The 24,404-nt window shown below is 64.2% G+C and carries 21 protein-coding genes and 1 riboswitch; of the genes, 20 read left to right on the forward strand and 1 reads right to left on the reverse strand.

From position 1 onward, the window contains the following. The first annotated feature begins 35 nt into the window (after positions 1–35). From ASG57_RS32705 to ASG57_RS32775, 15 genes are all read left to right on the forward strand, one after another. Entirely contained in the window at positions 36–1,169 is a 1,134-nt protein-coding gene (locus tag ASG57_RS32705; RefSeq protein ID WP_057198934.1) for a zinc-binding dehydrogenase, read from the forward strand. Positions 1,170–1,286: 117 nt separating this feature from the next. Then, positions 1,287–2,285 (forward strand): MBL fold metallo-hydrolase, encoded by a 999-nt coding sequence (locus ASG57_RS32710; protein WP_057198935.1) that lies wholly within the window; start codon positions 1,287–1,289, stop codon positions 2,283–2,285. Between the two features lie 204 nt (positions 2,286–2,489). Next, positions 2,490–3,041 carry an NADPH-dependent FMN reductase gene (locus ASG57_RS32715; protein WP_057198936.1) on the forward strand — a complete coding sequence of 184 codons (552 nt, stop codon included), beginning with the start codon at positions 2,490–2,492 and terminating at the stop codon, positions 3,039–3,041. A gap of 201 nt (positions 3,042–3,242) precedes the next feature. After that, a complete protein-coding gene (locus tag ASG57_RS32720) occupies positions 3,243–3,560 on the forward strand; it encodes an FtsB family cell division protein (protein ID WP_024341324.1) in 318 nt (105 codons plus the stop codon). 200 nt (positions 3,561–3,760) lie between these two features. Beyond that, positions 3,761–4,723, forward strand: a complete 963-nt coding sequence (locus ASG57_RS32725) for a GAF domain-containing protein (protein WP_057198937.1) — start codon at positions 3,761–3,763, stop codon at positions 4,721–4,723. A 212-nt stretch (positions 4,724–4,935) separates the two neighbouring features. Further along, positions 4,936–6,453, forward strand: coding sequence for an aldehyde dehydrogenase (adh, locus tag ASG57_RS32730; RefSeq protein WP_057198938.1), 1,518 nt, complete (start codon positions 4,936–4,938; stop codon positions 6,451–6,453). 259 nt (positions 6,454–6,712) lie between these two features. After that, positions 6,713–7,735: a pyruvate dehydrogenase (acetyl-transferring) E1 component subunit alpha gene (pdhA, locus tag ASG57_RS32735; RefSeq protein WP_024341327.1), complete on the forward strand. Its 1,023-nt coding sequence runs from the start codon at positions 6,713–6,715 to the stop codon at positions 7,733–7,735. Between the two features lie 29 nt (positions 7,736–7,764). Beyond that, positions 7,765–9,159, forward strand: a complete 1,395-nt coding sequence (locus ASG57_RS32740; protein ID WP_057198939.1) for a pyruvate dehydrogenase complex E1 component subunit beta — start codon at positions 7,765–7,767, stop codon at positions 9,157–9,159. A gap of 3 nt (positions 9,160–9,162) precedes the next feature. Beyond that, on the forward strand, positions 9,163–9,465 hold the full coding sequence (locus ASG57_RS32745; RefSeq protein ID WP_018320291.1) for a DUF5076 domain-containing protein: 303 nt from the start codon (positions 9,163–9,165) through the stop codon (positions 9,463–9,465). 3 nt (positions 9,466–9,468) lie between these two features. Beyond that, positions 9,469–9,921, forward strand: a complete 453-nt coding sequence (locus ASG57_RS32750; protein WP_057198940.1) for a nucleoside deaminase — start codon at positions 9,469–9,471, stop codon at positions 9,919–9,921. Positions 9,922–9,983: 62 nt separating this feature from the next. Then, positions 9,984–11,354, forward strand: coding sequence for a pyruvate dehydrogenase complex dihydrolipoamide acetyltransferase (locus ASG57_RS32755; RefSeq protein ID WP_057198941.1), 1,371 nt, complete (start codon positions 9,984–9,986; stop codon positions 11,352–11,354). A gap of 16 nt (positions 11,355–11,370) precedes the next feature. Beyond that, positions 11,371–11,610 carry a hypothetical protein gene (locus ASG57_RS32760; RefSeq protein ID WP_156402889.1) on the forward strand — a complete coding sequence of 80 codons (240 nt, stop codon included), beginning with the start codon at positions 11,371–11,373 and terminating at the stop codon, positions 11,608–11,610. Positions 11,611–11,627: 17 nt separating this feature from the next. After that, on the forward strand, positions 11,628–13,049 hold the full coding sequence (gene lpdA / locus ASG57_RS32765; RefSeq protein ID WP_057198942.1) for a dihydrolipoyl dehydrogenase: 1,422 nt from the start codon (positions 11,628–11,630) through the stop codon (positions 13,047–13,049). Between the two features lie 123 nt (positions 13,050–13,172). Then, positions 13,173–14,414 carry a threonine synthase gene (locus ASG57_RS32770; RefSeq protein WP_024341333.1) on the forward strand — a complete coding sequence of 414 codons (1,242 nt, stop codon included), beginning with the start codon at positions 13,173–13,175 and terminating at the stop codon, positions 14,412–14,414. Positions 14,415–14,495: 81 nt separating this feature from the next. Further along, positions 14,496–15,467, forward strand: a complete 972-nt coding sequence (locus ASG57_RS32775) for a tripartite tricarboxylate transporter substrate binding protein BugD (RefSeq protein ID WP_057198943.1) — start codon at positions 14,496–14,498, stop codon at positions 15,465–15,467. Positions 15,468–15,571: 104 nt separating this feature from the next. On the opposite strand, the gene ASG57_RS32780 is transcribed toward ASG57_RS32775, so the two are convergent. Then, on the reverse strand, positions 15,572–17,758 hold the full coding sequence (locus tag ASG57_RS32780; RefSeq protein ID WP_057198944.1) for a lytic transglycosylase domain-containing protein: 2,187 nt from the start codon (positions 17,756–17,758) through the stop codon (positions 15,572–15,574). A gap of 317 nt (positions 17,759–18,075) precedes the next feature. On the opposite strand from ASG57_RS32780, the gene ASG57_RS32785 reads away from it, so the two are divergent. The 5 genes from ASG57_RS32785 to ASG57_RS32805 all read left to right on the forward strand — a co-directional run bounded on the left by ASG57_RS32785 (position 18,076) and on the right by ASG57_RS32805 (position 24,100). Beyond that, positions 18,076–19,812, forward strand: a complete 1,737-nt coding sequence (locus ASG57_RS32785; protein ID WP_057198945.1) for an adenylate/guanylate cyclase domain-containing protein — start codon at positions 18,076–18,078, stop codon at positions 19,810–19,812. 102 nt (positions 19,813–19,914) lie between these two features. Further along, positions 19,915–20,091 carry a hypothetical protein gene (locus ASG57_RS38875; protein WP_196232397.1) on the forward strand — a complete coding sequence of 59 codons (177 nt, stop codon included), beginning with the start codon at positions 19,915–19,917 and terminating at the stop codon, positions 20,089–20,091. Between the two features lie 153 nt (positions 20,092–20,244). Then, the gene (locus ASG57_RS32790; RefSeq protein WP_057198946.1) at positions 20,245–20,457 is read left to right on the forward strand and encodes a hypothetical protein; all 213 of its coding nucleotides are present in this window, start codon (positions 20,245–20,247) and stop codon (positions 20,455–20,457) included. Between the two features lie 446 nt (positions 20,458–20,903). Further along, positions 20,904–21,118: riboswitch (cobalamin riboswitch) on the forward strand. A gap of 113 nt (positions 21,119–21,231) precedes the next feature. After that, on the forward strand, positions 21,232–23,457 hold the full coding sequence (locus ASG57_RS32800) for a TonB-dependent receptor (RefSeq protein WP_057198947.1): 2,226 nt from the start codon (positions 21,232–21,234) through the stop codon (positions 23,455–23,457). A 61-nt stretch (positions 23,458–23,518) separates the two neighbouring features. Further along, positions 23,519–24,100 (forward strand): hypothetical protein, encoded by a 582-nt coding sequence (locus ASG57_RS32805; RefSeq protein ID WP_057198948.1) that lies wholly within the window; start codon positions 23,519–23,521, stop codon positions 24,098–24,100. The last annotated feature ends 304 nt before the right edge of the window (positions 24,101–24,404 follow it).

Consider the following 24,404-nt stretch of genomic DNA (forward strand, 5'->3'; position numbering starts at 1 on the left):
GCGCTTCACGGAAACAACCACAGGGGAGGATCGACATGAGCGACGGCACCACGGGACTGGAATTGCGTTCGCTGCTGAAGAAGAGCGGCGAGCTGGAATTGTTCCTCGTGAATGTCCCGACCCCGGAGCCGGCCGACGATGAAGTTGTGGTTCGCGTCGAGGCGACGCCAATCAACCCCTCCGATCTCGGCCTCCTGATCGGCCCGGCCGACATGTCCGCCGCCAAGGCGTCCGGCACCAAGGAGATGCCGGTCATCACCGCCAGGATGCCGGAGGGAGCGATGCGGATGATGGCGGCGAGGTTCGATCAGTCGCTACCGGTCGGCAACGAGGGCGCGGGCACGGTGATCCGGACCGGCTCGTCGGACGCGGCCAAAGCGCTGATGGGCAAGACGGTGTCGATGATCGGCGGCGCGATGTACACGCAGTACCGCGTGCTCAAGGTCCGCGACGTCATGGAGCTGCCGGCGGGCACCACGGCCGCCGACGGTGCCTCCTGGTTCGTCAATCCGCTGACCGCGCTGGGCATGACCGAGACGATGCGGCGGGAGAACCACAAGGCGCTCGTGCACACGGCCGCCGCCTCCAATCTCGGCCAGATGCTCAACAAGATCTGCATCAGGGACGGCATTGGTCTCGTCAACATCGTCAGGAGCAAGGAGCAGGCCGACATCCTGCACAAGATCGGTGCCAAATACGTCGTGGATTCCAGCGCACCGAGCTTCATGGACGATCTCACCAACGCGCTGGTCGAGACCGGCGCGACGATCGCCTTCGACGCCATCGGCGGCGGCAAGCTGGCGGGCCAGATCCTCACGGCCATGGAGATCGCTGCCAACAAGACGGCGAAGGAATACAGCCGCTACGGCTCCAACGTGTACAAGCAGGTCTACATCTATGGCAGCCTCGACCCGCGCCCGACCGAGCTGAACCGTTCCTTCGGCCTGAGCTGGGGCGTCGGCGGCTGGCTGCTCACCCCGTTCCTCCAGAAGATCGGTCCTGCCGAGATCGGCCGCCTGCGCCAGCGCGTGGCGTCCGAGCTCAAGACGACCTTCGCCAGCCACTACACCAAGGTGGTCTCGCTCCCCGAGGCGCTCGATCTCGCCAACATCGCGGTGTACGCCAAACGCGCCACCGGCGAAAAATTCCTCATCAACCCAAATAAATAATCGTGGCGTGCGACGGCACGTCACCAAGGGAAGGTCTTGCCTTCTGAGCGAAGCGGGCGATTATTCCGCCGCCATTTGAAGCGGAACAGCCGCTGGACGCTCAGAAGGGACATTTTCATGATCGATCTCAATCGACGTCACCTGCTCGCAGGCGCTGCCGCCATGGGCGCAGCTGCCGCTACCGGGCTCCGGCCCATCGCCGCGAATGCCGCAGCGCCGCAGGTGGGGACGCAGGCGCCCGGCTTCTATCGCTACAAGGTCGGCAGCTTCGAGTGCACTTCGATCAACGATGGCGCGCGAACCTTCCCGATGCCGGACAAGTTCGTCGCCAACATTTCGAAGGAAGAGGCGCTGGCGGCGGGTGAGGCGGCCTACATGCCAAAGGGCATGGTCACGGTGCCGTTCAATCCGCAGCTCATCAACACCGGCTCCAAGCTTGTGCTGATCGATACCGGCAACGGCATCGCGAATTTCGAAGCGAGCAAAGGCGCGGTCGGTCGCACGCTGCAAAACCTTCAGGCTGCCGGCGTCGACCCCAAGAACGTCGACGTTGTGCTGCTGTCGCACATGCACGGCGACCACATCAACGGGATTCGCCTGGCCGATGGCGCGCTGGCCTTTCCGAATGCGGAGATCATGGTGCCTGGCAAGGAGTGGGAGTTCTGGACCAGCGAGGACAACGCCGCCAAGGCCGAGTCCAACCCCGCGTTGAAGAACAACTTTGCCAACGTGAAGAAGACCTTCGCCGGTCTCGAGTCCAAGGTCACGAGGTACGACTGGGGCAAGGAGGTCGCGCCGGGCATCACCTCGATCGCCACGCCGGGCCATACGCCCGGCCACACCTCGTTCGCGGTTGCTTCTGGCGATGCCAAGGTACTGATCCAGTCCGACGTCACCAACATTCCGGAGTTCTTCCTGCGCAATCCGGACTGGCACGTGATGTTCGACATGGATGCCGCGATGGCGCAGGCGATGCGCCACAAGTTCTACGATATGGCGGCCGCGGAGAAGGCGACCGTGATCGGCTTCCACTTCACTTTCCCTTCGATCGGTCACGTCGCGAAAGACGGCGCCAAGTATCGCTTGATCCCGTCAGCGTGGAATCCGACGATCTGAGCCGGAGCTGCAGGGTTGCCGTGACATCAGGCCGCCACTTGGCGGCCTGATTGTTTTGAGAGGATCAATGTCGGCCTCCCATGACAGGCGACTTTCGCGAAACGTAGCGTTTCCAAATCGGACCGGTTCATGCACTTGCATCCATCGGTCCGGTTCGCTTAAGTCCCCACCCGGCACTTTCGCTCAAGCCTTCAAGGACACCCAATGGCCTACAACATCGTCACCATCGCCGGCAGCCTGCGCAAGGAGAGCTTCTCGCTCAAGATCGCCAATGCGCTCGCCAAGCTCGCGCCTGGCTCGCTCAGGCTCGAGGTGATCACGCCGGCGGGCATCTCGTTCTTCAACCAGGATCTCGAGGGCACGCCGCCCGCGGACTGGGTCGCCTTCCGCGAAAAGCTCCAGGCGTCGAACGGCATCCTGTTCGTCACGCCCGAATACAACCGCTCGATCCCGGGCGTCCTCAAGAATGCCATCGATGTCGCATCGCGGCCGTATGGTAAGAGCTCGCTCCTCGGCAAACCGGTCGGCATCATCTCCAACTCGCCTGGGCTGCTCGGCGGCGTCAGCGCGGCCAAGCATCTGCAGAACGTGCTGCCGGGCATTTCCGGTCCCGTCCTCCAGCAGCCGGAAATCTACCTCAGCGGAGTCGGCGACGCTTTCGACGCAGACGGCAACCTGACCAAGGACTCGCTCAAGGCGGTGCTGCAGCAGTACATCGACGCGTTCGCTGCGCACGTGGCGAAGCACCAAGGCTGAGGCCAGATAACCCCGCGGCCACACCCCAGGTCCTCGTCCTGAGGAGACCGCGAAGCGGTCGTCTCGAAGGATGGCCGCGGGGACAGTCGGGCCTGCATGGTTCGAGACGGCGCTTCGCGCCTCCTCACCATGAGGGTCTGGTGGGGCGGGGAGCCGCTTGCAATTAGCGCTCTCTTAACCAACCTGTCCCATCTTCCCGGGATGGTCTCGCGCGCCCGCCTGAAATCGATCCTGACCGGACTTGCCCTCTATGCGATGGCGGCGGCCATCGTCGGCTATTTCGGCGTCAATGCCTATACCGGCAAATACGGCCTCAACGCCCGCCAGGAGCTCGATCAGGAGATCATCGCGCTGACCAGCGAATTGGCCCAGCTCAAGCGTGAGCGCGCCAGGAGTGAACATCGGGTATCGCTGCTGCGGTCCGAGAAGATCGACCCCGACATGCTGGATGAGCGGGCGCGCTACCAGCTCGATTATGTCAATCCGCGCGATCTCGTTCGGATCATCCCGGCGAATTAGCCATTCGCAGCTCTTCGAAAGCTGCTGCCGAAATCCGATGTACCTGTCTGAGTTCCGGCGAAAGTCGTAAGCCGGGAACCGGGTGACTGTCTTGACGGCAGCGCCGCAACGGCCCCATGGCTTTGTCGCGGTGCTCCAAGTTGACGCAGATCAAACAGGCCGCGCCGGCACGCTCTAGGCTTTCATCCGGAGGAACAGTGATGAATGGGTCAACGCCCCGGCATCACGCGGCCCGTATCGAGGCCGCCATCGCGTCAGGCCAGGCGGCTCGTTCCGCGCTCGTGGCGTCCTGGCGCCGTTCCTCCAGATTGCATCGTCTCGATCCCGGCGGCCGCACCGCACCGATGCGGCTGACCGAAGCCGAACTGCGCGAGGCGCGCGAGCGCATCGCGCCTCTTCTGGCCGCGGCGCAAGGCGCAATGGACCGGCTTTATCAGGCCGTCGGCGCCGCGGGGTGCTGCGTGTTGCTCGCCGACCGGGAGGGCGTGCCGGTCGATCGCCGCGGCATGGTGGCGGACGACGCGACCTTTCAGTCCTGGGGCCTCTGGACCGGTGCGCTCTGGAGCGAGGAGCACGAGGGCACCAACGGCATCGGTACCTGCCTCGTCGAGCAGCGTCCGCTGACCATCGATCGCGATCAGCATTTCTTTGCCCGCAACACACTTTTGAGCTGCACCGCTGTTCCGATCTACGACCACGATGCGGCGCTTGCGGGCGTGCTCGACGTATCCTCCTGCCGCGCAGATCGCACCGACGCCTTTGCCGGCCTGATAGCGCTTGCGACGGGCGAGGCGGCCAAGCGTATCGAGGCCGACCTGTTTCGAAAGGCCTTCGCCCATGCCCGCATCGTGCTGACGCAAGCTGCCGACGGGAGTTGCAGCGGTCTCATCGCCGTCGATGCGGACGATCTCGTGATCGGCGCGACCCGCTCTGCCCGGGTGGCGCTCGGATTGGCGCTCGGCCGGGCATTGCAGCCGGTGCCGGCCGCCGACCTTCTCGGCGACGATTCCGCGAGCGATCATCTCGCCGGCGGTCAGCGCGCGGTGTTGCAGCGGGCATTGCTCCGCGCCGGCGGCAATGTCTCGGCAGCCGCCAAGGCCCTCGGCATCAGCCGAGCCACGCTGCACCGGAAGCTCAAGCGGTTCGGGTTGAACGCGCATTGAGCCGCGCAATTTGCGCACTCGCAACGACGACGGTGTGGAAGCTGCGTGCACGCAATCCCGCACTGCCTCGCCCGCGACTGTCGCAGAACTGCGACAGGTCGGCCGCGCCATCGCTTTCCCACGGGCTGACAGGAAACACCTCCCGCGACATCGTCCGCGCAAGTCGCGCCAACGCGACGAATTGCGCAAACAGCAAACATCGGGAGTGATCAATGAACAAGGTGGAATTCCTCAGCGTCACCAAGGTTCCCTTTGCCGAACGGTACGACAATTTCATCGGCGGCAAGTTCGTGGCGCCGACCTCCGGCAAATATTTCGACAATGCTTCGCCTGTGACCGGTCAGATCGTCTGCAAGATCGCTCGGTCCGACGCGCAGGATGTGGAGGCGGCGCTCGATGCGGCGCATGCCGCCAAGGTGGGGTGGGGCCGTACCAGCGTCGCCGAGCGCGCCGCGATCCTGAATCGGATCGCCGACCGCATGGAAGACAATCTCGAGCGCCTTGCGATTGCCGAGACCTGGGACAACGGCAAGCCGATCCGCGAGACCCGCGCCGCCGACCTCCCGCTCGCGATCGATCACTTCCGTTACTTCGCCGGCGTCGTCCGCGCCCAGGAAGGCTCGATCAGCGAGATCGACCACGACACCATCGCCTATCATTTCCACGAGCCGCTCGGCGTTGTCGGCCAGATCATCCCCTGGAACTTCCCGCTGCTGATGGCCTGCTGGAAGCTCGCCCCGGCGCTCGCTGCCGGCAATTGTGTCGTGCTCAAACCTGCCGAGCAGACCCCGGCCTCGATCATGGTCTGGGCCGAGATCATCGCCGACATCCTGCCGCCGGGCGTCCTCAACATCGTCAACGGCTTTGGCCTGGAAGCGGGCAAGCCGCTGGCGTCGAGCCCGCGCATCGCCAAGATCGCCTTCACCGGCGAGACCACGACCGGCCGGCTGATCATGCAGTACGCCAGCCAGAACCTCATTCCGGTCACGCTGGAGCTCGGCGGCAAGTCGCCGAACATCTTCTTCAAGGACGTCATCGCCGAAGACGACGACTTCTTCGACAAGGCGATCGAAGGATTTGTGATGTTCGCGCTGAACCAGGGCGAGGTCTGCACCTGTCCGAGCCGCGCGCTTGTCCACGCGGACATCTATGACCGCTTCATGGAGCGGGCGTTGAAGCGGGTCGCCGCGATCAAGCAGGGCGATCCCCGCGATCCCACGACCATGATCGGCGCCCAGGCCTCTGGCGAGCAGCTGTCCAAGATCCTCTCCTACATCGACATCGGCAGGCAGGAAGGCGCCAAGGTGCTCGCCGGTGGTCAACGTGCCGAACTGACGGGTGATCTCGCCGGCGGCTTCTATATCCAGCCGACCGTGTTCGAGGGGCACAACAAGATGCGGATTTTCCAGGAGGAGATTTTTGGCCCGGTCGTCTCGGTCACGACCTTCAAGTCTGACGAGGAAGCGCTCGCGATCGCCAACGATACGCTCTACGGCTTAGGTGCCGGTGTCTGGAGCCGCGATGCCAATCGCTGCTACCGTTTCGGCCGGGAGATCCAGGCCGGCCGTGTCTGGACCAACTGCTATCATGCCTATCCCGCGCATGCGGCGTTCGGCGGATACAAGCAGTCGGGCGTCGGCCGCGAGACCCACAAGATGATGCTCGATCACTATCAACAGACCAAGAACCTCCTGGTCAGCTACAGCCCGAAGAAGCTCGGCTTCTTCTGAACGAATAGTTCGAGAGGGCGGCGCCGTTCCGGCGCCGTTCTCTGAAACGCGGCCATGTGGCCAATCGTTGTTGATCCGCTCACGATTCGCGCGCGATCGCTTGCATAGATTTGTTGCCCGATCCGCGCCAAAGATTTTGCAATATTTCGATCAGGTTGCAGTGCGGCATAATGAAAGGCGTGGCATGCCGCCGCGGTGCTTCCGCACGCGGTTGACTTGGGTTAGAGAGGGCGAAAGTTTTCTCTGACCCGGAATTCCTATGGCCGCACCCAAGAAAGCCGCCGCAAGCACTCCACAGGACAAGACTGACGGCGGTTCGCCTCCGGAATTCACCAGGGAGCAGGAGCTCAAGGCGTTCCGCGACATGCTCCTGATCCGGCGGTTCGAGGAAAAGGCCGGGCAGCTCTACGGCATGGGCGCGATCGGCGGCTTCTGCCATCTCTATATCGGCCAGGAGGCCGTGGTGGTCGGCATGCAGATGGCCCTGAAACAGGGCGATCAGGTCATCACCGGCTATCGCGATCACGGTCACATGCTTGCCACCGGCATGGACGCCAACGGCGTCATGGCCGAGCTCACGGGCCGCCGCGGCGGCTATTCCAAGGGCAAGGGCGGCTCCATGCACATGTTCAGCAAGGAGAAGCATTTCTACGGCGGCCACGGCATCGTCGGCGCCCAGGTCTCGCTCGGCACCGGGCTTGCCTTCGCCAATCACTATCGCGGCAACGACAATATCAGCGTCACCTATTTCGGCGACGGCGCGGCCAACCAGGGCCAGGTCTATGAGAGCTTCAACATGGCGGAGCTCTGGAAGCTGCCGGTGATCTACGTCATCGAGAACAACCGCTACGCCATGGGCACCTCCGTCTCGCGCGCCTCGGCGCAGCAGGATTTTTCCAAGCGCGGCGTGTCCTTCAACATCCCCGGCAAGCAAATCGACGGCATGGACGTGCGCGCCGTCAAGGCGGCGGGCGAGGAGGCTGCGGCCTGGTGCCGCGCGGGCAAGGGCCCGTTCATCCTGGAGATGCAAACCTACCGCTATCGCGGTCACTCGATGTCCGACCCCGCAAAATATCGCACGCGCGAGGAGGTCGAGAAGGTCCGCCACGATCAGGACCCGATCGAGCAGGTGCGCAATCGCCTCCTCGCAGCGAAGGTCAGCGAGCAGGATCTCAAGGCGATCGACGCCGAGGTGCGTGACGTCGTCAACGCCGCCGCCGATTTCGCCCAGCATGATCCCGAGCCGGATGCAGCCGAGCTCTGGACCGACGTTTACCGCTGAACGCGCGCAAGCTTTCCTTTGGAGTCGATATGCCAATTCAAGTGCTGATGCCCGCGCTGTCGCCCACGATGGAGAAGGGCAACCTCGCCAAGTGGCTGAAGAAAGAGGGCGAGACGATCAAGTCGGGCGATGTGATCGCCGAGATCGAAACGGACAAGGCGACGATGGAAGTCGAGGCGACCGATGAGGGCACGCTCGGCAAGATCCTGATCCCTGAGGGCACCGCCGACGTCGCCGTCAACACGCCGATCGCCACCATCCTGGCCGACGGCGAAAGCGCGGCTGATCTTGCCAAGGCGCCTGCGCCCGCCAAGCAGGAGAAGGCCGCCGAGTCCGCGCCGCCGGCTGCTGCCAAGCCGGAGATGCCGCAGTCGAAGGCGCCGACCGGCGTGCCGCAGCAGGCCGTCGCCGAGCCCGATCCGGAGGTGCCTGCCGGCACCGAGATGGTGACGCAGACCATCCGCGAAGCCTTGCGTGACGCCATGGCCGAGGAGATGCGCCGGGACGCCGACGTCTTCGTGATGGGCGAAGAGGTGGCCGAATATCAGGGCGCCTACAAGGTGACGCAGGGCTTGCTCCAGGAGTTCGGCGCCAAGCGCGTGATCGACACTCCGATTACCGAGCACGGCTTTGCAGGCGTCGGCGTCGGTGCCGCGATGGCCGGCCTGAAGCCGATCGTCGAGTTCATGACCTTCAACTTCGCCATGCAGGCGATCGACCAGATCATCAACTCGGCGGCCAAGACGCTCTATATGTCCGGCGGCCAGATGGGCTGCTCGATCGTGTTCCGCGGTCCCAACGGTGCGGCTGCGCGCGTCGCCGCCCAGCACAGCCAGGATTACTCGGCCTGGTACTCGCACGTTCCGGGCCTCAAGGTCGTCGCGCCGTATTCGGCCGCCGACGCCAAGGGTCTGCTCAAGGCCGCGATCCGCGATCCCAATCCGGTGATCTTCCTCGAGAACGAGGTGCTCTACGGTCACACCGGCGAAGTGCCCAAGCTGGATGATTTCATCATCCCGATCGGCAAGGCGCGCATCGTGCGGTCGGGCAGCCACGTCACCATTATTTCCTGGTCGAATGGCATGACCTATGCGCTCAAGGCCGCCGATGAGCTCGCCAAGGACGGCATCGAGGCCGAGGTGATCGATTTGCGCACGCTGCGGCCGATGGACACCGAGACCATCATCAACTCCGTCAAGAAGACCGGTCGCGCGGTCACGGTGGAAGAAGGCTGGGCCCAGAGTGGCGTCGGCGCCGAGATCGCCGCGCGCATCATGGAGAACGCCTTCGATTACCTGGACGCGCCGGTGACCCGCGTCTCCGGCAAGGACGTGCCCATGCCCTATGCCGCAAACCTGGAGAAGCTTGCTCTGCCCTCGGCGGCGGAAGTCGTCGAGGCCGCCAAAGCCGTCTGTTACAGGTAGACCATGGCGGGCCCGAAGGAGCAGCCACTGCCGCCCGATGTCATGACCCGCGACGACGCGGTCGAGATCCTGCGCGTGTTCGTGCTGGACGGCGGGCTGTCGATGGCGTTCCAGCGCGCCTTCGAGGAGCCCGACATGTGGGGCCTCCTGCTGGTCGATCTCGCCCGTCACGCCGCGCGCGCCTATGCGCGCGAGAGCGAATATACCGAGGAGGACGCGCTGAACCGGATCCTCGAGATGTTCCAGGCCGAGATCGAGCGTCCCACCGACACGGGCACGACGACGCCGCGCGGCAAGGGGCACTGACGAATGGCTATCGAATCCTATCACTACGATTTCATGCTGGAAGCGATCCGCGAGGCGGAAGCTTCGATCGCGCAGGGCGGTCTGCCGATCGGTGCCGTGCTGACGCGCGACAACAAGATCATCGCGCGCGGCCACAACAATCGCGTGCAGGAGAACAATCCCATTCTGCACGGCGAGATGAGCTGCCTGCGCGAAGCGGGCGCGATCTCGTTCCACGACACCGTCATGTACACCACGCTGTCGCCATGCTCGATGTGCGCCGGCGCGCTCGCGCTGTTCAAGGTCAGGCTGGTCGTGATCGGGGAATCCGTCACCTTCGAGGGATCCAAGGACATCCTCGACAAGTTCGGGATCCCCTGGATCGACCTCGCCGATGACCGCTCCATCACCATGATGAAGAATTGGCGTTCCATCGCTGCCAATGAGCGCCTGTGGCAGGGCGACATCGGCAACTAAACCTGGTCTGGTCGTCTTCGCTGTCGGAGGCGACGTTTTGAGAAGTTCTTCGTGAGGTCAGCATGCCCATCAACATCCTGATGCCCGCTCTGTCGCCGACGATGGAGAAGGGCAACCTCGCCAAGTGGCTGAAGAAGGAAGGCGACAAGGTCAAATCCGGCGACGTCATCGCCGAGATCGAGACCGATAAGGCGACCATGGAGGTCGAGGCCATCGACGAGGGCACCATTGCGAAGATCCTGGTGCCCGAGGGAACGCAGGATGTTCCGGTCAACGATGTGATTGCCGTGCTCGCGGGCGAAGGCGAGGACGTGAAGGCTGCGGGTAGCGCCAAGCCCAGCGCGTCGGCCGCGCCCCCGAAAGCTGCTGAAAAGACGGCAGACAAGCCCGCTGTGCCTCCTGCTGCTGCGCCTGCTCCTGCGCCGGCGGCGCCCAGGGCGGCTCCGAGCGCCGCGACAGCTGCGCCGCAGGCTGCGGCTCCGGCCGCACAGGCCAATGGCCACGGCGGTCGCGTGTTCTCGTCGCCCCTGGCGCGACGCCTTGCGAAGGAAGCAGGCATCGATGTTGCGATGATCGCCGGTTCTGGTCCACACGGCCGCGTCGTCGCCCGCGACGTCGAGCAGGCCAAGTCCGGCAAGGGCCTGAAAGCACCGGCTGCAGCGCCGTCAGGCGCGCCCTCGATCGCGCCGACCATGTCGGACAAGCAGATCCTGTCGCTGTTCGAGCCCGGCTCCTACGACATCATCCCGCATGACGGCATGCGCCGCACGATTGCGCAGCGCCTGACCGCATCGATCCAGAACGTCCCGCACTTCTATCTCACCATCGACTGCGACATCGGCAAGCTGCTCGCCGCGCGCGAGGAGATCAACGCCGCCGCGCCGAAGGACAAGGAGAAGAAGCCGCTCTACAAGATCTCCGTCAACGACTTCGTCATCAAGGCGATGGCGGTCGCGCTGCAGAAGATCCCGAACTGCAACGTCAGCTGGACCGAAAGCGGCATGGTCAAGCACCACCATTCCGACGTCGGTGTTGCCGTGGCGATGCCGGGCGGCCTGATCACTCCGATCATCCGCAAGGCGGAGACCAAGACGCTCTCGACCATCTCCAACGAGATGAAGGATTTCGCCGCGCGCGCACGTTCCCGCAAGTTGAAGCCCGAGGAATACCAGGGTGGCACAACGGCCGTCTCCAATCTCGGCATGTACGGCATCAATCACTTCACGGCCGTGATCAATCCGCCGCATGCGACGATCCTTGCCGTCGGCACCAGCGAGGAGCGCCCCGTGGTGCGCGGCGGCAAGATCGAGATCGCGCACATGATGAGCGTGACCTTGTCCTGCGATCACCGCGCCATCGACGGCGCCCTCGGCGCCGAGCTGATCGGCGCATTCAAGCAGCTGATCGAAAATCCCGTCATGATGATGGTCTGACGCGGCGGCAGAGGGGGTGATCTTGCATGCCCGGACGCGCTGGCCATGGATATCGCTGCTGCTCGGCGCTGGCGTCGCGCTCAACCCGGTCGGGCTCGATTTTCTTCAGTCCGCCTTCCTGTCGGGAGAGCAGCTGTCGCGGAACATCGCTCAACCCATCGTGTTGAGCGCGCTGGCCATTCTTGTCCTTATTGGGACCATCGAATGGCTGGTCAGGTTTGTTGTCGTCAAGCGCCGCGCCCGCGGCGCCTCTTGAGTTGAACGGGAGCCGCCATGGCCGATACATCCTTCGACGTCATCATCATCGGCTCAGGTCCCGGCGGCTACGTTGCTGCGATCCGTGCCGCGCAGCTCGGCCTCAAGACCGCAATCGTCGAAAAATCCTATCTGGGCGGCATCTGCCTGAACTGGGGCTGCATCCCGACCAAGGCGCTGCTGCGTTCGGCGGAGATCTACCACTACATGCAGCATGCCGGGGATTACGGCCTCTCGGCGGAAAAGGTCTCGTTCGATCCGAAGGCGGTGGTGCAGCGCTCGCGCGGCGTCTCCAAGCGCCTCAATGAGGGCGTCGGCTTCCTGATGAAGAAGAACAAGGTGAGCGTAATCTGGGGCGCCGCCATGATCGACGCGCCGGGCAAGATCACCGTGAAGAAGTCCGACGTCGAGGGGCCGAAGGGCGCGTTGGGCGAGGGTGCCTATCAGGCCAAGCACATCATCGTCGCGACAGGTGCGCGGCCGCGCGTGCTGCCCGGGCTTGAGCCCGACAAGAAGCTGATCTGGACCTATTTCGAGGCGATGGTGCCGGAGCGCATGCCGAAGTCGCTGCTGGTGGTCGGCTCCGGCGCGATCGGCATCGAGTTCGCCTCGTTCTTCCATACCATGGGCTCTGACGTCACTGTGGTCGAGGTGCTGCCGCAGATCCTGCCCGTTGAGGATGCCGAGATCGCAGGTCTTGCGCGCAAGCGGCTCGAGAAGCAGGGCATCAAGATCATGACCTCGACCAAAGTGACCAAGCTGGAGAAGAAGGCCGATAGCGTCGTCGCCACCATCGATGACGGCAAGGGCAAGCCCGTTACCTCCGAGTTCGAGCGAGTGATCTCGGCGGTCGGCGTCGCCGGGAACATCGAGAACCTCGGTCTCGAAAAGCTCGGCGTGAAGACCGACCGCGGCATCATCGTGATCGACGGCCACGGCAGGACCAACGTCCCCGGCATCTATGCCATTGGCGACGTCGCGGGCCCCCCGATGCTCGCGCACAAGGCCGAACATGAAGGCGTGATCTGTGTCGAGGCCATCAAGGGCCTCAACCCGCATCCCATGGACAAGAACATGATCCCGGGCTGCACCTACTGCCATCCACAGGTCGCATCGGTGGGCCTCACCGAAGCCAAGGCCAAGGAGAGCGGCCGCGAGACCCGCGTCGGCCGCTTTCCCTTCGTCGGCAACGGCAAGGCCATCGCGCTCGGCGAGGACCAGGGCCTGGTCAAGGTCATCTTCGACAAGAAGACCGGCCAGCTGCTCGGCGCCCACATGGTCGGCGCCGAGGTCACCGAGCTGATCCAGGGTTACGTCGTCGCCATGAATCTGGAGACGACGGAAGAAGAGCTGATGCACACGGTGTTCCCGCATCCGACGCTCTCGGAGATGATGAAGGAAGCCGTGCTGGATGCGTATGGAAGGGTGTTGAATGTTTGACGGCGAGCACGCCGCCCGCCGTCGTCATTGCGAGCGAAGCGAAGCAATTGCTTCGTCGCAAGAGCTCCTTGCAATGACGAGAGGAAATAGCTGCTTCAATAAGCAAGAAGAAAGAGCCCACGGATGAAAGACAACGACAACCTGACCATCGAACGCCCGACCTTCGTCACCCATCTCGAATGCGCGATGGAAGGCGATCACTACGCCGCCGACCAGGTCCACAACCTCTCCAAGGCCGGCAAGCCGCTGCTCGTGCGCTACGACCTCGCCGGCGTGAAGCAGGCGCTGACCAAGGATGCGCTCAGCCAGCGTCCCGGCGACATGTGGCGCTACCGTGAGCTGCTGCCGGTGCGCAAATGCAGGGACATCGTCTCGCTCGGCGAGGTGACCACACCGCTGATCCGGCTGCCGAAGCTCGGCGCAAAGCTGGGCGGCGGCGAGATCATCGTCAAGGACGAGGGGCGGCTGCCGACCGGCTCATTCAAGGCACGCGGCCTCGTCATGGCGGTGTCGATGGGCAAGGCGCTCGGCATCAAGCACATGGCGATGCCGACCAACGGTAATGCCGGCGCGGCGCTGGCGGCCTATGCGACGAACTGCGGCATCAAGACAACGATCTTCTGTCCGGCCGACACGCCGGAAGTGAACGTCAGCGAGATCGAGCTGCAGGGCGCGACCGTCTACCGCGTCAACGGCTATATCGACGATTGCGGCAAGATCGTTGGCGAGGGCAAGGCAAAGGTCGGCTGGTTCGACACCTCGACGCTGAAGGAGCCGTACCGCATCGAAGGGAAGAAGACGATGGGTCTCGAGCTCGCCGAGCAGCTCGGCTGGGACGTGCCTGACGTGATCTTCTATCCGACCGGCGGCGGTACCGGCCTGATCGGCATGTGGAAGGCGTTCGACGAGCTCGAGAAGATCGGCTTCATCGGAAGCAAGCGCCCGCGCATGGTTGCGGTGCAGGCCTCCGGCTGCGCGCCGATGGTGCGCGCTTACGAGGCTGGCACGGAGCACGCCACACGATGGGAAGACGCCCAGACCATTGCGTCGGGTATCCGCGTGCCGCAGGCAATCGGCGATTTCCTGATCTTGCGTGCTGTGCGCGAAAGCAAGGGCTTCGCGATCGCCGTCGACGATGACAAGATCTCCTCTGCGCTGAACGAGGTTGCGCGTGAGGAGGGGCTGTTGTTGTGCCCTGAGGGCGCCGCGACCTACGCCGCCTACAAGCAGAGCCTCGCCGACGGCCGCGTCTCGAAGGGTGACCGCGTGATGCTGTTCAACTGCGCGACTGGCCTGAAGTACCCGCTGCCGCCGGTCACCCGCGCGCTCGACCGCCACAAGCCGATCGATTACGCGCAGTTCTAGCGGCGCGATAGGCTACGAATGATCCCTCTTCCCGTACGCGGGCAGAGGGCCAAAAACAAAGATTTCGCTGGGGAGAGAACAATGACGAAGGCCGTCTGGGCTGCGCTGATTGCTATTCTCGTTGTGACCGGCGCCGCGCGCGCCGATGACTATCCCACCCGTCCCATCACCATCATCGTGCCTTTCGCGGCCGGCGGGCCGTCCGATGCCATGGCGCGGGTGCTTGCCGAGCGCATGAGAGTGCCGCTCGGCCAGCCCGTGGTGATCGAGAACGTCACCGGTGCAGGCGGCTCGATCGGCGTCGGCCGCGCCGTGCAGTCGCCGCCGGACGGCTACACCATTTCCTTCGGCCATCTCGGCACCCACGTCGCCAACGGTGCCGTCTACAAGCTCAAGTTCGATCTCGTCGCCGACCTCGAGCCCGTGGTGCTGCTGCCGAGCAATCCGATGATCCTGGTCACCAAGAATTCGGTGCCCGCGACCTCGCTGAAGGAGCTGTTGGCGTGGTTGAAATCGCGGCCGTCGCCCCCGACCGCAGGCACCGCCGGCGCCGGCTCCGGCAGCCACATCGCCGGCGTCTATCTCGAGAACGTTTCCGGCATCAAGCTGCAATACGTGCCGTATCGCGGCACCGCGCCGGCGCTGAACGATCTCATCGCCGGACAGATCGACCTGATGGTCGACCAGACCTCCAACTCCATCGGTCAGGTCCGCGCCGGCACCATTCGTGCCTACGCCATCACCGACGACAAGCGCCTGGCATCGGCGCCGGAGATCCCGACGGCGGACGAGGCCGGCTTGAAGGGCTTCAACATGACGCTGTGGTCGGGGATGTGGGTTCCGAAGGGCACGCCGAAGGAAATCGTGGCCAAGCTCAACGCCGCGGCCGTCGAGGCGCTGAACGATCCCGCCGTGAGGAAGCAGCTCGAAAGCCAGGGCCTGGAGATGACACCGAAGGATCAACTCACGCCCGAAGCGCTAGGCATGCGTCAGAAGGCCGAGATCGCCAAATGGTGGCCGATGATCAAGGCCGCGAACATCAAGGTGGACTGATCGCAGGTGCGTAGGGTGGATCAGCCAAGCGTAGTTCTCCACCTTCTTTGCCGCCGGGGAAGAGGTGGATCACGCCTTCGGTCAATCCACCCTATGAACCCAACCTAGTCCGCGTCCGTAGATGCCACCGGAGTTGCCGCGGCCGCGTCCTTGGTCACCACCCGCTGGTCGCTCTTGCCGGCGACCATGCTGCTGCCCTCGAACCTTGCGCGGTAGACCAGCACGTTCTCGATCACGCGCTGGACGTAGTTGCGCGTTTCCGACAGCGGGATGCGCTCGACCCAGTCGACCGGATCGACGTTGGGGTCCCGGGGATCGCCGCGCTTCTGCACCCATTCGCGCACGCGGCCGCGGCCGGCATTGTAACCGGCGAAGGTCATGATCTGGTTGCCGCGATATTCCGAGAGCAGCGCGCTGAGCTCGGCGGCGCCCATCTGCGTGTTGTAGACGGGATCGGAGACCATCTTGTCCCAGTCGTATTTAAGGCCGAAGCGTTTTGCGGTGTCGCGCGCGGCTTCCGGTGTCACCTGCATCAGCCCGACCGCATTGGCGTGCGACTTGTCTCGCTGCTCGAAAGAGCTTTCGGTCCGCGCCACCGAATAGATCACGCTCGTCTCGATCGCGGGCGCGACCTGCTTGTGCTCGGGAATGCCGATGGTCGGGAACGCATAATGATCGAGCGCGAGCCCGCGCGCCAGCGCCGTCTTTCCGACCTCGAGCATCACGCGCGCATGGTTGTGCCGGCCGGCGAGCTCGCCGAGTGCTTCGAGCGCCGCGACGTCGGTGCTCTCCTTGGCGAAATCCCGAGCGTAGTAGAACACCATGTCGCGCTCGCCGAGGGCGTAGAGCATGTCGGCGGCGCGCACGCGCTCGTCCGCGACGTGTGTATCGGCGGCGGCCAGCAGGGGTGCGGGCGGTCGCAATTCGATGCCTTCGAGGCCGAGCTTGGCGCGGGCGAGCTGGCCGTAATAGGCGGTGTGATAGCGCGCCGCCGCCCGATAGCTCATGCGCGCATCTGCCATCGCCCCCATGGCTTCTGCCGCGCGGCCGCGCCAGTAATGTGCCCGCGACAGCGCGATCGGATTGGTCGACCCGGCGTCGATCGATGCAAAATGCGCCATCGCCGTCTTGGGATCGTGGAGATAGCGTAGTGCGATCCAGCCGCACATGAAGTGATAGTCGACGCGATAGACTTCCTTTTCGGGCACCGCGGCCGTGTGCACCACCTCGTAGGCGGTCCTGGCCTTGCCCTGGTCGAGCAGCTTGCGCGCCAGCATGCGGCGCTCGCGCCACCAGGCATCGGTGTCCTGCGCGGCCATCATGTCGGGCTTGGCAGCGAGGATCACCTCGGCCGCGTCGTCGATGCGGTCGTTCTGAAGATGCCATTGCGCTCGGCACAGCACGTAGCCGAGATCGTGCCGCTCGCCGGCCGGAACCTCCTCGAGATAATCCTTGGCCTTGCTCGCTTTGCCGGTGACGGCGGCGCAGGCCTTCACGATCGCGAGCGCGTCCTCGCCGAGCCGTTTGGCCGCGCGCCTCGCGCCTGCGTAATCCTTGGCGCCGAGGCGCTTGTCCATGCGCGCGCGGTGATCGTCGGCGGACAGAAGGTCGCGGAACGTCGCGTAGGAATCCTCCTCGCTGCGCTCGGACAATTCCTCAGCGCGCCAGGCCTCGCGTACGAGCCGCGCCGCCCTGTCGGTCTCGCCCCCGGCGAGCAGTACGCGAGCGAGCGCAAACTTGCCCTTGGCGCTGATTGGCCGGTCCAACGTGAATTTGTGCACGGTGGCGGCGTCGCTCTTCTCCTGCCACAGCCGCGCCTCGGCGCGCCGGCGCAGAAGCGTGCGGCTCGGCCAGTCTGGATTGGCGGCGAGGAAGGCTGCGTAGCGCTTGAAACTCGCCGTGCTGTCGGAATGACGCAGCATGAACCAGTCGGCGAGCTTCTGTCCGGCAGGGTCCGCGATACGGTCCCGCGCCGCGCTGGCGTCATCGGTCCTGCCCTTGCGCGCGAGATCGATGGCGTCCTTCAGTGCAGCGAGGTCGCCGGTCAGCGGCGGCAGTACCGGCTTGCCCGGGGGCTCGTCGGCCGTCTTCTTTGGCTTCCGTTTCGCCTCGGAGTGCTTGCCGCGCCTTGCCTTGCCGGCAGAGGCATGGCCGTGCTTGCCGGCTTTGGCCTCATGCGTCTTCTTCGGCGCGGACGGTTTGTGGCTGCTCTTGGCCGAGAGCTCGGCGGGAACGAAGGCCATCGCGGCCACGGCAACGACGCACGCGAGCGAGCGTAGGCACTGGTTCATTGGATGGTCCCCCTGCGAAACCACTACAAACCAAGGTCCGCGATGGCATGCGGCTTGAGAATCAAAGCACCGGACGGCGCGACATCATCGTGTCGCATTCCTCACGCTGTCGCAACAATGCGGCAAAATGCGGTTGTGATAAGCGGAACTTGCGCAAGGGCGAAAAGGTCGCGCTTTAACCTTTGTTAACGATGAGGACTCCCTCGACGGCAGACCCGACCTGGGGCGACTGCAGGGCGCAGATTACGCGTGTTCCAGTGGCCAGTCAGGTGTATGGAGTTCCATCGTTCCTTCCTTCAGCCTTTGCCTGCGCACCTATGCCGATTTTCAACCAGTCGATCCGGCGCAAGATCGTCGGTATCGCCCTCGGATTGATCGTCCTGATGCTGTTCACGTCGATCCTGTCGATGGCGATGTCGAGCCAGGTCGGCGTCCTCCTGGACGAGCTCACCAATCGATACATCCCGGCCTATAGCCATCTGGCGCGCGCCAACAGCCGCTCGCTGGAGCGGGGGCTGGCGCTACGGCGGATGGTCATGACCCGGATGGAGGCGCCCTCGGATGAGGAGGCCTACGCGGCGCGCCTTCGCGACTTCGAGGCGTCGGACCGCAAGATCGAGGAGGAGGCGGAGGCCGCGCGCAAACTGATCAACGCGATCATCGATGATCCCAGGACGTATTCCGACAACGCCGCACTGGGGCGGATCGATAGCCGCATCGAGACCGCCGTCAGCGAGCTGCGCCGCGACCTGAGCGAGGACCATACCAAGCTCATCAAGCAGGTCGAGGCGAAGCAGATGTCCGAGGCCCGCGGCACGCTGGAGCACATCGACGTGCTGCGCGATCAGTTCAACCGGAAGATCGACACGATCCGCGCCGACATGCTGACGCAGGTCTTCTTCTCGACGTCACAAGTGATCGGCCGCCAGCACCAGGCCATCATCGTTTCGGGTGTCGTGACATTGCTCGCGGCGATCGTCGGATTTGCCTTCGCGCTGTTGGTGTCAAGCGGCATCACTCGCCCGGTGCGGCTGCTGCTGGCCGGCACCCGCGAGGTCGAGGCAGGCCGGTTCGACAAGCCCATCACCGTCTCCACGCAGGACGAGATCGGCGAGCTCGCCGCGGCCTTCAACCGCATGATCGAGCAGCTCAGGCACAACGAGCGCATCCGCGAGACGTTCGGCCGCTACATCGACCCCAAGGTGGTGCAGGGCCTGATCGACCGGCCGGAGGTCGCGATCGACGGCGAGCGCCGGGTGATGACCATCATGTTCTGCGACATGAGCGGCTTCACCTCGATGAGCGAAGGCATGACGCCGCGCGGCCTCGTCAAGGTAATGAATCACTATTTCACTGTGATGTCCGGCCCGATCAGGAGCAATCGCGGAGTCATCGACAAGTATATCGGCGACGCCATCATGGCGTATTGGGGGCCGCCCTTCATCGAGGAGGATGAGGCGGCGCTGCTTGCCGCGCTTGCTGCGATCGAGATGGCCGACCAGGTGCCTGCGCTCCAAAAGCAATTGCCCGATTTGCTTGGCATCCGCGCCATGCCGGCACTGTGCGACCTGCGCATCGGCATTGCCACCGGTGAGGTTCTCACCGGCAGCATCGGCTCCGAGCTCATGATGAGTTTTACCGTCATGGGCGACGCCGTGAACCTCGCTTCGCGGCTGGAGGTCGTCAACAAAGTCTACGGCACCCGCATCCTGATCGCGCAGGGCACGGCGGATGCCATCGGCGCGCGCCTTGAACTGCGCGAGATCGACCGTCTGGCGGTGGCGGGCCAGAGCGCGCCCCAGGCGATCTTCGAAGTGATGGGCAGGGCCGGCGCACTCACCGATGCGCAGGCGGGTCTGCGCACGCACTATGCCGAAGGCCTCGCTGCCTATCGTGCCCGGCGCTTCGACGACGCCCGTGCGGCCTTCAACGCGGCGCTCGAGGCGATCCCCGGTGACGGGCCCTCGCGCACGATGCTCGGCCGCATCGCCCAGTTCGCAGCCAATCCGCCCGATGCCGGTTGGGACGGCGCTTGGCGGCTGGACCAGAAATAGTCTGCCGCGAAAAAATTGATGCTACCCGATAACGATGTTCGCTGTGACCTATTTCCCGGGATTAGGTTTGTTGCCCCTGAGGCGTCTGACGGGGATACGCCGATGACACATCTTACGGACAGGCTGGAACGGTTCGAGACGCTCACCGCCGAATGCGAGCTGATCGCCAAGCTTGCGACCGACAGCAGCAAGCGCGAGTTTTATCTGAAACTCGGGGAGCAGTATCGCCAGCTGGCGCTCGACATCCGGCGGGCGATCGCCACCACGGCTGCGGCCTGAGGCCGGCAGCAATCCGTTCTTAACATTTGGCGCGCATCCTCAAGGCAAGCGAGCTGCCGCTGACCGGTGATGGCTCGTGGTGGTAAGGCCGGGGTTCGTTGCATTGCAGCGTGTCTCGTGAGTGTCATTTGTCATGCTTGACAGGGCAACCCCATGCGCCTCGTTGCCGTGATCATTATCGCGCTCATGACGGTGGCCTGCGATCAGGAGCAGGACATCACCGGCTCGACGACGCCAGCCTGTCCGATGCGAAACTACAGCTACAATCCACGCGACTTGAGCCAGTGCGTCAATGCCTGCAGAGCGTGCGACCGCGGGACCACGGTCACCTGCACGACCTCCTGCACCCTCAAAGGGGCGCGCTGAACCGTTTGGAGAGCCGCGAGTTCGCGATTCCGGCCTGAGGTCACAGGGGCTGGTGCCTAGGCACCGGAACGATTCACCTGGATCAATCATTGATAGAGGCGGGCAGACGCGGAGCTCAATGGAATGGGTATGCTCGATCCCGGCCGATTTCTGGTGTCGTGCTCGCACTGCGATGCTTGGCCGATGGCGGCCAACGTCAAGCGGTCGAGTTGGTCGGCGTCTCCAAACGAGGTCCGCTTTGTCTGCACGCGCTGCCGGCGCGAGGAAACAGCGATCGTATCCGCCTCCGGCGAGTTGATGCCCATCAAGCGCGTCGATGATCCGCCACGCGACGTCGCTGTCGCCTGGGCCCGGGCCCAGCGTTTACGGGGGCGGACCTGAATCGTCGATGCCGAGCAATCGTCGCGTAGCAGCTGCCGATCGATTGACTCCCGGCTTCTGCGCCCCGTAGATTGGCTGCCGACGGTTCTCCTTTCGGAGATCAAAAGGGAATGTGGTGCGAGGTCTTCCCAACGCCGGGATCTTCTCAACGCCACGGCTGCCCCCGCAACTGTAAGCGGTGAATCTCTCGTCCTATGCCACTGGGAATCTCGGTCCTGGGAAGGCGATGCAGAGGTGACGACCCGCGAGCCAGGAGACCTGCCGTCAGCCGTGGTCACACGCGAAGATGTCGGTCGGGGAGTACGGACATCAGCTTCACCGGAGCAATCGATCGCTCCGCCGTAAAGCCTCGTTCGCTGTGACGTGCCACTGACGTCTTCCGAGGCTAGAATTGTGTCCTGTTTCGTCACTGCCGCCAGGCGCTGCTGCGCCGGCATCGTTGCGGCCTTTTCCTTTCATTCGCTCAATCTCTCCATCGCCAACGCCGAGCAGCTTGCCGCCGAGCAACTGCCGCCGGTCGAGGTGACCAACTCTGACGATCAGAACCGTACGCGTGCGAGGGTAACCGGCGAAGGCGATAGGGGGCGGCGCCGGGCGACGCCGACCGGGGCGCCGGCGGGGACCAACTCGGCCGGCCCGGGCAGTGAGGCCGACAACGATGGCGGCATCGTCGGCGCGGCCACGACCGTCGTCACGGCCGCGGACGTCGCGCACGCGCCCACGCAGAATCTGGCCGAAATCATCGCGGCACAAGTGCCAGGTGCCCAGATCACAACGTTCTATGGTGGCCCGATCGGTGCCAAGACCAGCGTCGACCTGCGCGGCTTCGGCTCCTTCGCTACGGCGAATACGCTGGTGCTGGTCAACGGACGGCGGCTGAATGATATCGACATGGCGCAGGTGGATCTCGCCACCATCCCACTCAATGCCATCGAGCGCATCGAGATCACGCGCGGCAATTCCGGAGCGGTGCTCTACGGGGACAATGCGGTCGGCGGTGTCATCAACATCGTCACCAAGAACGGCGTCGGCGGCCCACCGGCGACCGCGCGCATCGAGGCCGGTTTCGGCTCGTTCAACACCCGGCTTGGCAACGTCTCGACCGCGCTCACTTCTGGTCCCTGGTCGACCTCGTTCTACGGCAATGCCGCCAGGTCCGATGGCTACCGAGACAACAATCGTTACGTCCAGGAGAACGGCGTCGGCAATTTGAACTACACGACGCCTGGCCTGACCGCCTTTCTGACCGTCACCGGCGACAATCAGGCGCTGCGGCTGCCGGGTGGCCGCCTCGTCGATCCTTCGATCGGCCTCGACGAGCTCGCGACGAACCGTCGAGGCACCAGCACGCCATTCAACTACGCCAACCAGCAGGGCTTTGGCGCGACGGCGGGATTCACGAAGACCCTGGTGAACGGCGTCGATCTTATCGTTGACGGCGGCATGCGTGACAAGAAGCAGCAGAGCGCGTTTTTCTCGAGCCCGACGCCGGTCCCAGCTTTATTCACGTCGACCTATGTCGATGCTGAACTCGCGACATGGTCGATCACGCCGCGTCTCAGCGTGAAGAGCCTGCTGGGCGGAATGCCGTCGCAGCTGTTGACCGGAGTCGACTATTACGATGCGAGCTTTCGGCAGAACCGCGGGGCAGGTCAGGGTCTCGCTGCCTGGCACAATTACGATCTCAGACAGCGCACGGTTGCCGGGTATGTCCAGCACACATTGGGTGTAACGCCTACAACCGACGTCTCCTATGGCGCGCGGGTGCAGAGCATCCATCTCACGGCCCGTGACAATTTCGACCCGGCGGCTCCGTTCAATGCCGATATCGGCGCGCTTCCGCTGCGGAGCGATGAAACTCAGTATGCGCTGCACCTCGGTGCCGAGCATCGCGTCAGCGACACCGTCGCGCTGTTTGGCCGCGCTGCGCGCGCCTTCCGCACCCCTGACGTTGACGAGCGGGTATCGTCGGGTCCTTCATTCGATCCGTTCTTCAACCCGCTGCCGCAAACGTTCCAGCTCAAGACCCAGACCTCGCAGGACATCGAGGGCGGGCTGCGCATCAGAGGGGGTGGCTTGCAGATGCAGAGCAGTCTCTACCTGATGGACCTCACCAACGAGATCCATTTCAATCCGGTCCTGTTCTATAACACCAATCTCGATCCGACCCGCCGTTACGGCTCGGAGACCAGTATCTCCTATCGCATCAGCGACGCCCTGCTTTTGCGTTCCGGCATGGCCTACACACGAGCTGTCTTCCGCGAAGGCATCTGGGCGGGCAACGACGTGCCGCTGGTCTCGCGTTACACCGCCAGTGCAGGCGTTACCTGGAACATCTGGCAGAACTATCTGGTGCTCGATGCCACCGCACGCTTCTGGAGCGAGCGCCGCATGGACAACGATCAGGCGGGAACGCAGAAGCCAATTCCGGCCAATGGCACGATCGACCTCAAGGTCAGTGGTCAATATGAGCGCTACTTCTGGTCGTTCAGCGTCAACAATGTGTTGAACGCGCTCTATTACGACTACGCCATCGCAAGCACCTTCACGGACGGACGCTTCAACGCCTACCCGCTGCCCGGTCGCAGTTACCTGCTCAAGGCCGGTGCGACGTTTTGATCCCACGGGGCTGTCATGTGCCCGCAAATCAATCTAGAATTGGACAAGAAGGAGATCACTCATGGTTTTCAGTATTTTCTCATCCGACACTGACCGTTTCCGCCTCCATCCGGTGGCGCCGCGTCTTGCGCCTATGTTCGGCTTTGCGCTGTTGACGGTTTCATGCGCGCTCGCAAGCTTGGCGTTCGCCTGCGCGACGCCCTTCGCAGCGTTCGCCGTCTTGGCGGCCGCGATGCTGCCGCTGCGTCCGGCGCTTCTCGTCGTGACCGGCGCCTGGCTCGTGAACCAGACCATCGGCTTCGGCGTGCTGCATTATCCGGTCGATGGCAACGGCATCGCCTGGGGCTTTGTGATCGGCGCGGCGGCGCTGTTGTCCACGGCGGCAGCGTCGGCCGTGCTGCGCACACTGCCGCAGGGCCGTGCGGCCCTGATGCTCGCGATTGCGCTGTTTGCGGCCTATGCGACCTACGAGCTTGCGCTCTTCGCCGCGACGCCGTTCCTGGGTGGAGAGGCCGCCTTCACGGCGGACATCGTGGCACGCCTCGGGCTGACCAGCGCGGTCTGGCTTGCCGGCCTCGTCGCGGTCTGCGAGGTCGTCCGCCTGGTCGATCCGTTCAGCCGCAAGAGTGCGATGTCGGCCTGAGCGGTCGTTTCCTGGCCCGTAGGGAGCGAACCGCAGTTCGGGGCGGTTCGCCCGGCATCTTGAGCTTGCCCGGAATACGCCGGCGCTCCACCGGGGCCGCGGCGTGCCTGTGTCGCCCTCTGTCAATCCGCGCGCAAAAAGATTCCGCTTTACCGAAATTCGGAAACGGCGTATGTGTGGCTCATCCCGGCTCGTCCTTGAGGGGCGATCGTGTGGTCGTCATGTTCGCGAGCCGGGCTTGCGGTGGACGCGGCAGCGTCGTGCACGAGAGGTCAGGGGCAGGGCGGATTGCTCTCCGTGAGCC

This window comes from Bradyrhizobium sp. Leaf396 (assembly GCF_001424605.1).
GTDB classification, from domain to species: domain Bacteria; phylum Pseudomonadota; class Alphaproteobacteria; order Rhizobiales; family Xanthobacteraceae; genus Bradyrhizobium; species Bradyrhizobium japonicum_C.

Bases quoted from the DNA above. Each gene is read 5' to 3' on its own strand.
- ASG57_RS32785 (WP_057198945.1), top strand. From the start codon at position 18,076: ATGCCGATTTTCAACCAGTCGATCCGGCGCAAGATCGTCGGTATCGCC.
- lpdA (WP_057198942.1), top strand. From the start codon at position 11,628: ATGGCCGATACATCCTTCGACGTCATCATCATCGGCTCAGGTCCCGGC.
- ASG57_RS32745 (WP_018320291.1), top strand. From the start codon at position 9,163: ATGGCGGGCCCGAAGGAGCAGCCACTGCCGCCCGATGTCATGACCCGC.
- ASG57_RS38875 (WP_196232397.1), top strand. From the start codon at position 19,915: ATGACACATCTTACGGACAGGCTGGAACGGTTCGAGACGCTCACCGCC.
- ASG57_RS32750 (WP_057198940.1), top strand. From the start codon at position 9,469: ATGGCTATCGAATCCTATCACTACGATTTCATGCTGGAAGCGATCCGC.
- ASG57_RS32720 (WP_024341324.1), top strand. From the start codon at position 3,243: ATGGTCTCGCGCGCCCGCCTGAAATCGATCCTGACCGGACTTGCCCTC.
- ASG57_RS32755 (WP_057198941.1), top strand. From the start codon at position 9,984: ATGCCCATCAACATCCTGATGCCCGCTCTGTCGCCGACGATGGAGAAG.
- ASG57_RS32705 (WP_057198934.1), top strand. From the start codon at position 36: ATGAGCGACGGCACCACGGGACTGGAATTGCGTTCGCTGCTGAAGAAG.
- ASG57_RS32775 (WP_057198943.1), top strand. From the start codon at position 14,496: ATGACGAAGGCCGTCTGGGCTGCGCTGATTGCTATTCTCGTTGTGACC.
- pdhA (WP_024341327.1), top strand. From the start codon at position 6,713: ATGGCCGCACCCAAGAAAGCCGCCGCAAGCACTCCACAGGACAAGACT.
- ASG57_RS32740 (WP_057198939.1), top strand. From the start codon at position 7,765: ATGCCAATTCAAGTGCTGATGCCCGCGCTGTCGCCCACGATGGAGAAG.
- ASG57_RS32770 (WP_024341333.1), top strand. From the start codon at position 13,173: ATGAAAGACAACGACAACCTGACCATCGAACGCCCGACCTTCGTCACC.
- ASG57_RS32780 (WP_057198944.1), bottom strand. From the start codon at position 17,758: ATGAACCAGTGCCTACGCTCGCTCGCGTGCGTCGTTGCCGTGGCCGCG.
- ASG57_RS32725 (WP_057198937.1), top strand. From the start codon at position 3,761: ATGAATGGGTCAACGCCCCGGCATCACGCGGCCCGTATCGAGGCCGCC.
- ASG57_RS32715 (WP_057198936.1), top strand. From the start codon at position 2,490: ATGGCCTACAACATCGTCACCATCGCCGGCAGCCTGCGCAAGGAGAGC.
- ASG57_RS32710 (WP_057198935.1), top strand. From the start codon at position 1,287: ATGATCGATCTCAATCGACGTCACCTGCTCGCAGGCGCTGCCGCCATG.
- ASG57_RS32790 (WP_057198946.1), top strand. From the start codon at position 20,245: ATGCGCCTCGTTGCCGTGATCATTATCGCGCTCATGACGGTGGCCTGC.
- adh (WP_057198938.1), top strand. From the start codon at position 4,936: ATGAACAAGGTGGAATTCCTCAGCGTCACCAAGGTTCCCTTTGCCGAA.
- ASG57_RS32805 (WP_057198948.1), top strand. From the start codon at position 23,519: ATGGTTTTCAGTATTTTCTCATCCGACACTGACCGTTTCCGCCTCCAT.